The following is a 13,874-nucleotide window of genomic DNA, read 5'->3' as shown; positions in this document are numbered from 1 at the left end:
GCGTGAGATCGAAGCCTATCAGCAAACCTTGACGCGTACTTGCCAGCGACCGGTCAAATTCGTATCAGACCGTGCTGGCCAATGGCGCATCACGCTGAATTGGGAGGAGCATCCGTGCCGGAAAAAACCCGGACAAAACCGACAGGCTGGATGGCGACCGGAACGGCTGACGGCCAGGTGGTCACGCCTGACTGGATACCCATCGAGCCGGTGGCGATCGATGGCGTGAGGGTCAAGGAGATCAGGCCGGTCGCAACCTCCACCGGCTATCTGACCGAGATCTTTCGCGAGGAGTGGGAGCTCGATTCGGAGCCGGTCGGCCAGGTCTTCCAACGGACCTTGTATGCCGGCGCGGTGACTGGCTGGCATGCACACGCGGTGACCACCGACCGGCTGTTCTGCTGCGTCGGCAGCGTTCGCATTTCGCTGTTTGACGGACGCAAGGCCTCGCCGACCTTCGGCGCCGTCTGGCACAAGATTATCGGCCCGTTGCGCCCGGCGGTCGTCATCATTCCACCCGGAATATGGCACGGTGTTGTTTCGCTCGGAGCGGAGACGGCGGTGCTGCTCAACCTCGTCGACAAGGCCTATGCCTACGATCAGCCCGACCATTGGCGCCTGCCGCCAGACACTGACCACATTCCCTACAGACTGGTGTAGCGTGGAAGCATCGGCGCAGCGCGATCAGGCCGGCGGCGAACCGCTGGTCTCGATCGTGATCGCGACGCACAACCGGCCGGCAGCACTGCGGCAGGCATTGACCAGCGTCATGCGCCAGACGTTGCAAGGCTGGGAAGCCTTGGTCATCGGCGACGATTGCAGGCCGGATACGGCGGCCGTTGTCGCTGAATTTGACGATGCCCGCATCGTCTACATCGATCTTCCTGTCAATTTCGGCGAACAGTCCGGTCCCAACAATATCGGCTTTGCCAGGGCGCGTGGCCGCTTCGTCGCCTTGCTCAACCACGACGATCTGTGGTTTCCCGACCATTTGGCGGCGATGACCGGCTGGATCGACGCCTCGGGCGCCGACGTGGTGCTGGCGCGCGGTGCCGTCATCCAGCCGCCGTCGGCGGCCGGCAATCCTGTCAATTCGATCTTCGGGATCGGCAAGGATGGTTTTTACGACCCCGTCACGACGGAAGGATTTGGCTCGGCACACATGTTTCGCCGCGCTTCGTTCAGCCTGCTCGGACCTTGGCGACCCGCCAGCCAGTGCTTTTGCGAAAGCTCGCAGGACTGGCTGTTTCGGGCATGGCGAAAGGGCGCGGTGATCGCGACGATGCCGCACCTCACGGTGATCAAGTTGCATTCCGGCATACGCAAGGGTTCCTATCTCGGCGACAATGCGCAGGAACAGAAGGATCTTCTGGATGCCATGCAGACGCCAGACGCCTTGCGCGTGAAAATCCTTGGCTGCGCGGGCGAACCCATTCGCCTGGCGGCATCGAGTTATCTCAGGCGCAGGCTGATGGCGGCTCTTGGCATCCATCCCCGCGCCCGCGCCTTCCGCCGCAAGTATAAGCGTGGCGCCTTCCTTGCCAAGCTGCGGCGCCTGCGTGGCCTGGCGCCGATGCCTGAGCGCGAACCTGGCGTGAGCGAATTGCTCGATCGCTACAGCAAGCGCGGCGATGCCGGGACCGAGCCGGATGAGGGTTGACTGCCACCAGCGTAAATCTCAAACAAAAACCCGCGGGATCGCTCCCGCGGGTTTGTTCCTGAAGCAGTGGCGTTGCCTTAGCCGTGCGCGAGCACGGCCAGCAGCAGAAGCGCCACGATGTTGGTGATCTTGATTGCCGGGTTGACCGCCGGGCCGGCGGTGTCCTTGTAGGGATCGCCAACCGTGTCGCCGGTGACCGAAGCCTTGTGCGCTTCGGACCCCTTGAGGTGCTTGACGCCGTCCTTGTCGACAAAACCGTCCTCGAACGACTTCTTGGCATTGTCCCAGGCGCCGCCGCCCGAAGTCATCGAGATGGCGACGAACAGGCCGTTGACGATGACGCCGAGCAACGAGGCGCCGAGCGCCGCAAAGGCGGACGCCTTGGAGCCCGAGATCAGCTGCACGCCGAAATAGACGACGAGCGGCGCCAGCACCGGCAGCAGCGAGGGGATGATCATTTCGCGGATCGCCGCCTTGGTCAGAAGGTCGACGGCGCGGGCATAGTTTGGCTTGGAGGTGCCGGCCATGATGCCCGGATCCTCGCGGAACTGCTTGCGCACTTCCTCGACGATGGCGCCGGCCGCACGGCCGACGGCCGTCATGGCGATGCCGCCGAACAGATACGGGATCAGACCGCCGAAGATCAGGCCGGCTACGACGTAGGGATTGGAGAGGTCGAAGGAGACATCGCCCATGCCCTGGAAGTACGGATATTTGTCGCCATTGGCGGCAAAGAACTTCAAATCGTTCGAATAGGCCGCAAACAGCACCAGCGCGCCGAGGCCGGCCGAACCGATGGCATAGCCCTTGGTCACCGCCTTGGTGGTGTTGCCGACCGCGTCGAGCGCGTCGGTGGAGTGGCGCACTTCCTTGGGCAGGCCGGCCATTTCGGCAATGCCGCCGGCATTGTCGGTGACCGGGCCGAAGGCGTCGAGGGCGACGATCGTGCCGGCAAGGCCGAGCATGGTGGTGACCGCGATCGCCGTGCCGAACAGGCCGGCGAGCTGGTAGGTCGAGATGATGCCGCCGACGATGACGATTGCCGGCAGTGCGGTCGATTCGAGCGACACCGCAAGTCCCTGGATGACGTTGGTGCCGTGACCGGTCACCGAGGCCTGGGCGATGGAGTTCACCGGGCGCTTGTTGGTGCCGGTATAGTATTCGGTGATCACCACGATAAGACCGGTCACAACGAGACCGATCAGGCCGCAGATGAACAGGTTCTTGCCGATGATGGTCATGCCGGCGACGGTGCCGACCTCGCCCCAGCCGACGGTTGCCGAGGTAGCGACACCGAGACCGACGATCGACAGCAGGCCGGTGACGATCAGGCCTTTGTAGAGGGCGCCCATGATCGAGCCGTTGGAACCGAGCTTGACGAAGAAGGTGCCGACGATCGAGGTCAGGATACAGGCGCCGCAGATCGCGAGCGGATAGAGCATCGCCGCACCCAGAGCGGCGGTTCCGCCGAAGAAGATGGCAGCCAGCACCATGGTGGCAACGACGGTCACCGCATAGGTCTCGAAGAGGTCGGCGGCCATGCCGGCGCAATCACCGACATTATCGCCGACATTGTCGGCGATGGTGGCCGGGTTGCGCGGATCGTCTTCGGGAATACCGGCTTCGACCTTGCCCACGAGATCGCCGCCGACGTCGGCGCCCTTGGTGAAGATGCCGCCGCCCAGACGGGCGAAGATCGAGATCAGCGAAGCGCCGAAGCCGAGCGAAACCAGCGCATCGATGACGATGCGGTCATTGGGCTGCAGGCCCATCGGGCCGGTCAGAATATAGTAGTAAATCGACACGCCGAGCAGCGCCAGGCCAGCCACCAGCATACCGGTGATGGCGCCCGACTTGAAGGCGATGTCGAGACCGGCGGCGAGGCTGTTGGACGCAGCCTGCGCGGTGCGCACATTGGCGCGCACCGAGACGTGCATGCCGATGAAACCGGCGGCGCCCGAAAGCACGGCGCCGATCAGGAAGCCGACCGCGGCGGTGATCGAAAGCAGCCACCAGGCGAGCACGAGCACCACCACGCCGACGATGGCGATGGTGGTGTACTGGCGCGCCAGATAGGCCTGCGCGCCTTCGCGGATGGCGGCGGAGATTTCCTGCATGCGTGCATTGCCCTGATCGGCTGCAAGAACCGATCGTGTCGCCCAGATGGCGTAAAGGATTGAAAGCAAGCCGCAGGCGATGACGGCAGAAATGATGGTCATTGCCGAATTTTCCTCGATTGATGGCCCAAAAGAACCCCTCCCTGGGCCGTTGGTGCGGGGAGCGGATAAGCCTAGGCGGAATCCGTCCTTCGCAGCGGTGTATGCGAAACAGGGCTCGGAACGTCAAGATATTGTTCGGTTTTTGCCCCGCTTTCAGCCAAAAGGTTTAGGCCACAACATTCCCATTGCCGATGCCCTGCTATTAGATCGATTGAAATGACGCCGCGTCAGTCAATGCTTTGCCCGCAGTCCAGCGAAGGTCAGTCGCCAGTCTCCTGCCCCATCTTGCGCGCCGTGTAGCGCTCGATGGCGGACAGTCCGTCATAGATCAGCACCGCCAGCGCCGCGACGATCAGGCCGCCTTGCAGGACGAAGGCGAGATTGTTGGACAGCAGGCCGGCGATGATCACCTCGCCCAGCGTCTTGGCGGCAACCGTCGAACCGATCGTCGCCGTGGCCAGGCTGATCACCACCGACAGCCTTATGCCGCCCAGAATGATCGGCGCGCTCAGCGGCAATTCGACCTTGATCAGCCTTTGCCAGCCCGTCATGCCGGCGCCGCGCGCGGCCTCCATGATGTTGCCGGGCAGTGTCGTGAGGCCGGTCAGCACGTTCTCGAAGATCGGCAGCAGGCCGTAGAGAAACAGCGCAATCAGCGTCGGCTTCTCGCCGAAACCGACGGCGGGCACCGCCAGCGCCAGCACCGCCACCGGCGGAAAGGTCTGGCCGATGTTCACCAGACTGCGCGACAGCGGCAGGAATTCGGCGCCCGCCGGCCTGGTCACCAGGATGGCAAGCGCCACGGCAACGATGGTTGCGGCGACGGTAGCGATCAGCACGGTCCTGAGATGCAGCAGGGTCAGCGTCAGCAGGCTGCCCTGATTGTAGATCGCCGGCGCATTGTTTTCGGTCAGCGGCTTCAACAGCGGCTCGAACCAGCCGGGATTGGTGACGAAGGCTATGAGAAGCACCACCAGGGCAAGCCTGAGCAGCGAAGGCAGCCAGGCTTTTAGACCGGCCCCTTTCATGCCGGCCTCGCCGCGCGCTTCACCAGCCCGTCGAGGGTGACGCGGCCGAGCAGCTTGCCGTCTTCGCCCTTGACCGGCAGCGCCGGCCGGCCCGACCACAGAAGCTCGGCCAGCGCGTCGCGCTGGCTGGCGTCGCCTGGGATCGCCTCGCCTTCGGCAGTCCCCTTTTCCACGGCGTCGCGCACGCGGCCGAGCGACAAGAGCCGGAACGGCTTTTCGCTGGCGCCGACCAGGGTTTCGACGAAGGCGTTCGCCGGCCGCGCCAGGATCTCTTCCGGCTTGGCGTATTGCACCAGCTTTCCGGCATCCATGACGGCGATCTTGTCGCCTATGTGGACCGCCTCCTCCATGTCGTGGGTAACGAGGATGATGGTGGTGCCGAAGCGCTTCTGGATTGCCAGCAGGTCCTCCTGCGCCTTGGTGCGGATGATCGGGTCGAGTGCGCCGAACGGTTCGTCCATCAGAAGCACATTGGGCTCGGCGGCGAGCGCGCGGGCGACGCCGACACGCTGCTGTTGCCCGCCGGACAGTTCGTGCGGGTAGCGCGGGCCATAGGCCTCGGGGTCGAGCTGGTAGAGTGTCATCAACTCATCGACGCGGGCCTTGATGCGGTCCTTGTCCCAGCCCAGCAGGACCGGCACGGTGGCGATGTTCTGCGCAACGGTGCGGTGCGGGAACAGGCCGTGGCCCTGGATAGCGTAGCCGATGCTGCGGCGCAGCTCGTAGCCGGGCAGCGTGCGGTTGTCGTTGCCGTCGAGCTTGATGACGCCGGCGGTCGGCTCGACCAGCCGGTTGATCATTCGCAGCAGCGTCGTCTTGCCGGAACCGGAGGTACCGACAATGACGCAAACCGTACGCGGCTCGACGACCATGGACACGTCGTCGACCACGGTCGTCGCGTCATAGCGCTTGGTAATGCCTTCGATCTCGATCATGCCGTTTCAACCCTGCGCCTGGTGGCGGTCATCTCGATTACTGCGTCGAGGATGATGGCCGCGGCGAAGGCCAGCGCCACCGTCGGCACGGCGCCGAGCAGCACCAGGTCCATTGCGGTCTGGCCGACGCCCTGGAAGACGAAGACGCCAAAGCCGCCGCCGCCGATCAGTGCGGCGATGGTGGCCAGGCCGATGTTCTGCACCAGCACGATGCGGATGCCGGTGAGGATCACCGGAAAGGCCAACGGAAACTCGACGCCGAACAGGCGCTGGCCATCGGTCATGCCCATGCCGCGCGCTGCATCATTGGCCGCGCGGGGTACGCCGGCAAGCCCGACCACGGTGTTGGCCACCACCGGCAGCAGCGAATAGAGGAACAAAGCCACGAAGGCGGGCGCGGTGCCGATGCCTCTGATACCGAGCGCTGCGGCACCCGGAACATGCGCGGCGACCCAGCCCAGCGGCGCGATCAGCAGGCCGAACAGCGCGATCGAGGGTATGGTCTGGACGATGTTGAGCACATTGAGCACGCCGGCCCGCAACCGTTCGACGCGGTGGCACAGGATGCCGAGCGGCAGGCCGACGATCACCGCCGCCGCCAGCGACCCCAGCGCCAGCGTGATGTGCTTGGAGCCTTCGGCCCAGAAACTATCGGCGCGGTTTGCATATTCCTTGAGGATCGACAGGCTGTCCCACTGCCCCGATATCAGCAACAAGCCGATGGCCAGCGCCGCGAGGACGAGCACGCCGACGCGGGCCGGTGGCGACAGATTGAGCCTGGTCAGCACGTCGGCGAGCAACAATGTGAAGGCAAAGATCAACAGCCAGAACCCGGAAGCCGGCGAGATGCGGGCGAAGGTGTTGCCGGCCGGCGTCAGGAAGGTGCCGGCGACACCGATCAGGATGGCAAGGGCGGCGAGCGCCACGACGCTTGCGGCCAGGCGCAGGACAAGCGGGGTTTTCAGCAAGGCAACAATTGCGGCCACGACGACGATCGCCAGCAGTAGCGGCCCGACTGTGGCCGGCAGCGCCTCCAGGATCGAGCGCGCCTGACCGGGAACGATACGATTGGCGCGGAAGGTGGCGAACGGAGCCAGAAACGCCGCATAGGCAACGATCGCCGCGATAACCATGCCGAGCTTGTCGAAACGCAGGGTCATGGATGCCCCTCATGAGGAGCGATTTTCCACGTTGCGCAGACTACGCTGGTGATCGGTGCAAGCCGACGCGAAGTCCGATCTCCCCCCTTGCGGGGGAGATGGCCGGCAGGCCAGAGGGGGGTGTGAAGGATCGTCAGCTCTCGAGCGTCGGCCTGTTCGGAAGCAACCCTGTCGAGGCACGCACCTGCTACCGGTTGTGAGGTCGGCGGGACAGCACCCCCCTCTGTCCTGCCGGACATCTCCCCCGCAAGGGGGGAGATCAGCAGCTTCCAGAGAGGGGTGTCTCGCACCAGCGTCACGATCAGCTATGCGCTGACTACTTCAAAAACCCGTTCTTCTTCAAAAAGTCCTCGGCGACACCCTTGACCGGCTCGCCGCCGACCTGGACGCGGCCGTTGAGTTCCTGCAGCGTGACGAGGTCGAGCTTGGCGAACACCGGCTTCAACAGCGTCTCGATCTCCGGATGCTCTTTCAGCACCGCTTCGCGGATGATCGGCGCCGGCTGGTAGACCGGCTGCACGCCCTTGTCGTCGGCGAGCACGACCAGGCCGGACGGCGCGATGCCGCCGTCGGTGCCGTAGACCATGGCGGCGTTGGCGCCGTTGGTCTGGTTGGCGGCAGCACCGATTGTCGCGGCGGTGTCGCCGCCCGAAAGCGTGATCAACTGCTCCGGCTTCAGCGTGAAGCCGTAAGTGGTCTGGAACGCCGGCAGGGCTGCCGCCGAATTGACGAACTCAGCCGACGCCGCCAAAACCACCGTGCCGCCGCCGGCGACGTATTTGCCGAAGTCGGTCAGGGTCGCCAGCTTGTTGGTCTCGGCAACCTCCTTGCGCAGCGCGATCGCCCAGGTGTTGTTGGCCGGTGACGGCGACAGCCAGACGATCTTGTTGGCGTCATAGTCGAGCTTCTTGGCGGTCTCATAGGCCTTGGCGGCATCCTTCCAGACCGGATCGTCGGCCTTCTCGAAGAAGAAAGCGGCATTGCCGGTGTACTCGGGATAGATGTCGATCTCGCCGGCGGTGATCGCCTTGCGTACCACCGGCGTGCCGCCGAGCTGGATGCGGTCGGTGGTCTTGATGTTGTTGGCGTTGAGCACAAGCTGGATGATGTTGCCGAGCACGCCGCCCTCGGTGTCGATCTTCGAGGAGACGACCACCTGGGCATTGGCGGAGGCGGCCGTGATGCCGAGCGCCAACGCCGCGCCGGCCAGAATCTTGACTGAAAACATTGTGAAAACCCCTTGCTTTGGACCGAAATGCGGTGGCCGCATATGAGCATGGCTTCAACGCCCCGTCGGGGCACACGGTTTCATAACAATGGGTACAGACGCAATAATTTTGTGCGGTCGCCGCGATTCGGTCGGCGCCATGCTGACAGGTCGTGCCAAGCCAAAGATAGAACCGGATCAGGCGCGGGCTTTGCGCGATCCGGTCAGTTTGAGCGCGCCAAGGGCGACGAAACACAGGGCGACGACCGGGAAAACCAGCCAGTTCAGCATCTCCCAGCCCCAGGCATTGTAGATGGCGCCCGACATTAGCGAGGCGAAGGCGACGGAGCCGAACAGGACGAAGTCGTGGAAGCCCTGCACCTTGCTCTTTTCGGACGGATGGTAGCTGTCGGCGACCATGGAGGTGGCGCCGATGAAGGCGAAATTCCAGCCGAGGCCAAGCAGGATCAGCGCCGTCCAGAACTGCCACAAATGCAGGCCGGACAATGCCACCGCGGCGCAGCCGATGAGCAGGACCAGGCCGGTGGCGACGATGCGTTCGGCGCCGAAGCGATGGATCAGCGATCCGGTGAAGAAGCTCGGCGCAAACATCGCCATCACATGCCAGGAAATGCCGAGCGTGGCGTCGTCTGTCGACAGGCCGCAGCCGACCATGGCCAGCGGCGCGCCGGTCATGACGAAACTCATCAGCGCATAGCTGCCGACGGCGCAAAACAGCGCCGCGACAAAACGCGGCCGGGTGACGATATCGGACAGCGGCCGGGCGTCGCTTGACGCGACTTCCGCGTGGCCGGGAGCCTTGGCCGGGATGCGCAGGAATGACAGGATGATGGCGCCGGCCGCCGCCAGAACCGGAATGGCCACGAACGAGCCGGCAAACATCACCGGCGCCAGCAATTCGCGGGTGAAGATGACGATCTGCGGCCCGAGGATCGCGGTGATGACGCCGCCGGCCAGCACGAAGGAAATGGCGCGCGCCTTGAATTCGGGCGGAGCATTATCGGCGGCGGCGAAGCGGAACTGCTGGACGAAGGCGCCGCCGACGCCGATCACCAGCAGCGCGAAAGCGAACAGCCAGAAGCTGGCGTGGAACAGTGCCAGCGTGGAGATGACGCCGCCAAGCGCGGTCACGATGGTGCCGGTCATGAAGCCGCCGCGCTGGCCGAGCCAGCGGATGATGGCCGCGGCCGGCAACGCGCCGAGCGCCACGCCGATGTTGAAGCCGGTGATTGGCGCCGTTGCCAGCGACTTATCGGGGCCAAGCAGATATTGCCCGGCCAGCCCGCCCATGGAAATGGCAATCGGCGCGGCCGAACCGATAATCGCCTGCGACGTCGCCAGGATGATCGCCGTGCGGCGCGCTTCCCTTGCTGCGCCGGGGACGGTGCCGGTCACAATGCGTCCTTGCCGCGCCCCTCGCCCCGCACCCGGCGCGACACACGGTCGAGCACGGCGTTGGTCAGCTTCGGCTCGTCTTCCTCGTAGAAGGCCTTGGCGATGTCGACATATTCCGAAACGATGACGGCCACCGGCACGTCGTCGCGCTTCATCAGTTCGTAGACGCCAGCCCGCAGGATGGCGCGCAACGTCGAATCGAGTCTGGACAGCGGCCAGTCTTCCGTCAGCGCCTGGCGTATAATCGGATCGATGGTCGTCTGGTTCTCGACGACGCCGGCCAGGATGGCGCGGAACCACTGCGCGTCGGCCTCGCGATAAAGCGCGCCGTCGACTTCCTTGCCGAGCCGGAACGCCTCGTATTCGGCGGTGATCTCGAAGACGCCGCTGCCGGCCACGTCCATCTGGTAAAGCGCCTGCACGGCGGCCAGACGGGCGGCGCCACGCTTGTTGGCGTGGCGTATCGCGGGCTGGCCGGGCGAAGCGGGTTCGCTCACGATTGCGCTCCCAGCTTCTCTTTGAGCGCGATCATGGTCAGCGCCGCGCGCGCGGCAAAGCCGCCCTTGTCACCCTCCGAGCGCTTGGCGCGCGTCCAGGCCTGCGCGTCGTTCTCGGTGGTCAGGATGCCGTTGCCGATCGCAATCGCTTCCTGGACCGAGAGATCCATCAGCGCGCGACTCGATTCATTGGCGACGATGTCGAAATGATAAGTGTCGCCGCGGATGATGGTGCCGAGCGCGACAAAACCATCATAGTCCTTGCCGCCCTCGCCCATGCCGTCGAGCGCAAAAGTGATCACGGCTGGAATTTCCAGCGAACCGGGAACGGTGACGACGTCATAGGTCGCGCTAGCTTCGTCGAGCGCGCTCGTCGCGCCGTCGAGCAGCGCGTCGGCAAGATCGTCATGAAAGCGCGCCTCGATGATCAGAAGGTGGGCCTTCTTCTTCGGGCGAATGAACGCTTTGCCGTGTTGGGATGTGCCAGCCATAAATGTCTCCGGGGGTAGCCGGTGACTTAGGCTGAAGCCGGTTTGATCGCAAGCGGAAGATTGCTGGAGGCGAAGCCTGGCCTAGCGCGTCTTTGGGCTGGGCGTCGGTAGCGGGCACTCGCTGCAGAGGCTTTCAGCCCAGACGAGAACAGCTTCGTGATCCACTACACGACCCCCGACTACATCGGCCATTGCTTCGCGCGTAAGCCGCTTTTTCTGTTCGATTGTGAGTCTTGCGGCCATCAAAGCCCCTCTTTCGCCGCCTCGACTAGGCGCGCGGCGTAGCGGGCCATGGTGTCGATCTCGAGGTTGACCTTGTCGCCGACCTTGCGCTCGCCCCAAGTGGTCACGGTCAGCGAATGATGGATCAAAAGCACGTCGAAACGGGTGCCCTCGACCTTGTTGACGGTAAGCGAGGTGCCATCAAGTGCGACCGAGCCTTTTGGCGCGATGAATCTCGCCAGTTCGCGCGGCGCCTCCAGCGTAAAGCGCACCGCATCGCCCTCTTCCTTGCGTTCGACGATTTCGGCCATGCCATCGACATGGCCGGAGACGATGTGGCCGCCGAGCTCGTCGCCGATCTTCAGCGCCCGCTCCAGATTGACCCTGGTGCCTGATTTCCAGCCCGACGCCGTGGTCAACCTCAGTGCCTCTTCCCAGGCTTCGACCTCGAACCAGCGGGCGTTCGAGCCATCGTCGGGCAAAGCCGTGACCGTCAGGCAGACGCCGCCGCAAGAGATCGAGGCGCCAATGGCGATGGTCGCGGGATCATAGGCAGTGTCGATGCGCAGGCCGACACCTTCGCTCAGCGGCTTGACGGCCGCGACGGTGCCGATATCGGTGACAATTCCGGTAAACATCGATGCTGATCCCTAGAGGTCCCTTATCCATTCCGCATAGACATCTTCCCCGAAGCGCATCTCGCGCAATTTGCGGAAGCCTGCCGGGATATGGTTGGCGTCGACGGGCGATACAATGCCGCCCTCGCCGATCGCTTCCGGCCCCTGGAACAGCACGATGCGGTCGATCAGTCCTTCGGCGAGGAAGGCGCTGGCCACCTTGGCGCCGCCTTCGACCAGAACGCTGGCCATGCCGAGCGCGCCGAGATCCTCGAGCAGTTCCGGCAAGGCCACGCCGCCTTCATGGGTTTCGGTGCCGATGAAGCGCACACCGGCACGCTCCAGCACCGACCGCCGTAGCGGATCGGCCCCCAGGCTCGCGGCGACATAGAGCGGCACTCGGTCGGTGCCGGAGACCAGCTTCGAGGCTTCCGGCAGCCTGATCTGGCGGTCGAGCACGATGCGCGCCGGCGAGCGGTTCTCCAGCCCCGGCAGCCGCACGGTGAGCGCCGGATCATCCTCCAGCGCCGTGCCGATGCCGACCAGTATGCCATCGGCTTCGGCGCGCATCAGATAGACTTCGCGGCGGGCGATATCGCCGGTGATCGCGACCTGGCCGGCGCCGTGCCTGCCGATCTTGCCGTCGCTGGAAAGCGCAAGCTTCAGAATCACTTCCGGGCGCTTTTTCAGGGACCGAATCAAATAGCCGGCCATCTGCTCGGCGGCTTCCTCGGCCAGCACCTTTTCGACCACTTCGATGCCGGCGGCGCGCAGGATGGCATAGCCTTTGCCGGAGACGCGCGGATCGGGATCGCTGGCGGCGCCGACGACCCGCGCCACTCCGGCATTGACCAGCGCGTTGGCGCAAGGCGGGGTGCGGCCATGGTGGGCGCAGGGCTCCAGCGTGACATAGGCGGTGGCACCGCGGGCCAACTCGCCGGCTTCAGCCAGCGCCTCGGTCTCGGCATGCGGCCGGCCGCCAACAGCGGTGACGCCGGTGCCGACGATCATCGGCCCGGCGCCATCGTCGCGAACGATGATGGTGCCGACCGAAGGGTTGGTCGAGGTGCGGCCGGCATTTCGGCGCGAGAGTCTCAGCGCTGCCGCCATGAAACCGCGATCGAGAGCCTGCTGATCGGCCTTCCCTGACGTTTGGGTTGCCATGCTCAGCCGGCGTCCTCTTCGCTCTTCAGCTCGTCGCCCTTGAGCTCGTCGCCTTTGAGCTCACCCAGCACATCGTGGAAATCCTTGGCCTCACGGAAATTGCGATAGACAGAGGCGAAGCGGACATAGGCGACGTCGTCGAGCGACTTCAGCGCTTCCATGACGAGCCGGCCGACCTCGCCCGAGGCGATTTCAGTCTCGCCGGAGCTTTCGAGCTGGCGCACGATGCCGGTGACGGCGCGGTCGATGCGCTCGGGATCGACATTGCGCTTGCGCACCGCGATCTCCACCGAACGCAAGAGCTTGTCGCGGTCGAACGGCACCTTTCTGCCGGACTTCTTGACCACCACGAGGTCGCGCAACTGGACGCGCTCGAAGGTGGTGAAACGGCCACCGCAATCGGGGCAAACGCGCCGCCGGCGGATCGCGGCGCCATCCTCGGCGGGGCGCGAATCCTTCACCTGCGTATCTTCGGACTGGCAATAGGGACAGCGCATGGAGAGCCTTCGGGTTGGCGATTCTGGCGGAACGATAGGCTTAGAGGTTTTTGCCGGGACGGCAAAGGTTCGGCAACGGCCGCTCGCGCCCTCAGAGATAGCGAGGCGGGAGGAAAATTGCCAGCCGCGCCAGATATGTCAGGGGGCGACGTCCTTGGTCGGGAAGCCGCAGGACGTTCCGAGGTTGCGGTAGGCCTTGGTGAAGCCATCCATCGGGATGCTGGCGACAGCCTGCTTGCCGAACGTCACATCGAGCGAGATGACCTGGCGCATGGCCCGCAACAAAGCGAGACTGGTCTTGGCCTGGTTGTCGACGGTCCAGCTCGGGCGGCCGGCATCATTGGAATAGACGGTCGCGGAAACCTTGACGCCGGGGTCGCCAAAGGTCGCGGCGATCTTCTTGCCGGTCGGCAGCTCCTTGTTGGCGATGGTGAACATGATCGCCGGATAGGCATCGGGCGGCAGGGCGTCGCCAGTCGAGATCGAAAGCGTCAGCGTGCCGGCATTGCCGTTGCCGTCGACAAAGGCTGTCGAGGCCGCACAGGTCTTGTGCGAATCCTGGCCGGTGTCGAGCGCATCGATGATGGTGGTCCACCTGCCAAAGGTGTTGGTGGCCGGGATATCCGTGCCCGGCTGCGTCTGCTCCTGGGCTATCGCGCCTGACGCGGTGAAAGCGGCAAGCGAGCCGATGAAGGCCAGAACGGCAGGACGGAACATGCGCATCGTCAGATCTCCAACAGGCCGCGCCGCCCGGACAGCAA

General features: G+C 64.7%; 14 protein-coding genes. 2 read left to right on the top strand and 12 right to left on the bottom strand.

The window, feature by feature from the left end:
* Positions 1–114: 114 nt before the first annotated feature.
* Positions 115–660 carry a dTDP-4-dehydrorhamnose 3,5-epimerase family protein gene (locus ACYG9V_RS15900; RefSeq protein ID WP_245259899.1) on the top strand — a complete coding sequence of 182 codons (546 nt, stop codon included), beginning with the start codon at positions 115–117 and terminating at the stop codon, positions 658–660.
* Position 661: 1 nt separating this feature from the next.
* Positions 662–1,660: a glycosyltransferase family 2 protein gene (locus ACYG9V_RS15895; protein WP_352498379.1), complete on the top strand. Its 999-nt coding sequence runs from the start codon at positions 662–664 to the stop codon at positions 1,658–1,660.
* A 77-nt stretch (positions 1,661–1,737) separates the two neighbouring features.
* Here ACYG9V_RS15895 and ACYG9V_RS15890 read toward each other — a convergent pair whose 3' ends face one another.
* The 12 genes from ACYG9V_RS15890 to ACYG9V_RS15835 all read right to left on the bottom strand — a co-directional run bounded on the left by ACYG9V_RS15890 (position 1,738) and on the right by ACYG9V_RS15835 (position 13,836).
* A complete protein-coding gene (locus ACYG9V_RS15890; protein WP_352764266.1) occupies positions 1,738–3,879 on the bottom strand; it encodes a sodium-translocating pyrophosphatase in 2,142 nt (713 codons plus the stop codon).
* 260 nt (positions 3,880–4,139) lie between these two features.
* The gene (locus ACYG9V_RS15885; RefSeq protein ID WP_023689502.1) at positions 4,140–4,907 is read right to left on the bottom strand and encodes an ABC transporter permease; all 768 of its coding nucleotides are present in this window, start codon (positions 4,905–4,907) and stop codon (positions 4,140–4,142) included.
* The gene (locus tag ACYG9V_RS15880) at positions 4,904–5,842 is read right to left on the bottom strand and encodes an ABC transporter ATP-binding protein (RefSeq protein ID WP_352764267.1); all 939 of its coding nucleotides are present in this window, start codon (positions 5,840–5,842) and stop codon (positions 4,904–4,906) included. Before ACYG9V_RS15880 ends, ACYG9V_RS15885 begins: the two co-directional genes overlap by 4 nt.
* The gene (locus tag ACYG9V_RS15875) at positions 5,839–7,002 is read right to left on the bottom strand and encodes an ABC transporter permease (protein ID WP_023689504.1); all 1,164 of its coding nucleotides are present in this window, start codon (positions 7,000–7,002) and stop codon (positions 5,839–5,841) included. Before ACYG9V_RS15875 ends, ACYG9V_RS15880 begins: the two co-directional genes overlap by 4 nt.
* Positions 7,003–7,318: 316 nt before the next feature.
* A complete protein-coding gene (gene osmF / locus ACYG9V_RS15870) occupies positions 7,319–8,230 on the bottom strand; it encodes a glycine betaine ABC transporter substrate-binding protein OsmF (protein WP_023689505.1) in 912 nt (303 codons plus the stop codon).
* Positions 8,231–8,407: 177 nt separating this feature from the next.
* The gene (locus ACYG9V_RS15865) at positions 8,408–9,625 is read right to left on the bottom strand and encodes an MFS transporter (RefSeq protein WP_023682389.1); all 1,218 of its coding nucleotides are present in this window, start codon (positions 9,623–9,625) and stop codon (positions 8,408–8,410) included.
* A complete protein-coding gene (gene nusB / locus ACYG9V_RS15860; protein WP_023682390.1) occupies positions 9,622–10,122 on the bottom strand; it encodes a transcription antitermination factor NusB in 501 nt (166 codons plus the stop codon). The genes ACYG9V_RS15865 and nusB overlap by 4 nt, the downstream gene beginning before the upstream one ends.
* The gene (gene ribH / locus ACYG9V_RS15855; protein WP_023682391.1) at positions 10,119–10,613 is read right to left on the bottom strand and encodes a 6,7-dimethyl-8-ribityllumazine synthase; all 495 of its coding nucleotides are present in this window, start codon (positions 10,611–10,613) and stop codon (positions 10,119–10,121) included. The genes nusB and ribH overlap by 4 nt, the downstream gene beginning before the upstream one ends.
* 242 nt (positions 10,614–10,855) lie before the next feature.
* A complete protein-coding gene (locus ACYG9V_RS15850; RefSeq protein WP_352653476.1) occupies positions 10,856–11,473 on the bottom strand; it encodes a riboflavin synthase in 618 nt (205 codons plus the stop codon).
* Between the two features lie 12 nt (positions 11,474–11,485).
* Positions 11,486–12,616, bottom strand: coding sequence for a bifunctional diaminohydroxyphosphoribosylaminopyrimidine deaminase/5-amino-6-(5-phosphoribosylamino)uracil reductase RibD (ribD, locus tag ACYG9V_RS15845; protein ID WP_023711541.1), 1,131 nt, complete (start codon positions 12,614–12,616; stop codon positions 11,486–11,488).
* A gap of 2 nt (positions 12,617–12,618) precedes the next feature.
* Positions 12,619–13,113 carry a transcriptional regulator NrdR gene (gene nrdR / locus ACYG9V_RS15840; RefSeq protein WP_023669351.1) on the bottom strand — a complete coding sequence of 165 codons (495 nt, stop codon included), beginning with the start codon at positions 13,111–13,113 and terminating at the stop codon, positions 12,619–12,621.
* 138 nt (positions 13,114–13,251) lie between these two features.
* Entirely contained in the window at positions 13,252–13,836 is a 585-nt protein-coding gene (locus ACYG9V_RS15835; RefSeq protein WP_023689508.1) for an invasion associated locus B family protein, read from the bottom strand.
* Positions 13,837–13,874: the final 38 nt, after the last annotated feature.

The sequence above is a fragment of the Mesorhizobium sp. W016 genome, assembly GCF_054719485.1.
This window is presented reverse-complemented; position numbering and strand designations above follow the sequence as displayed.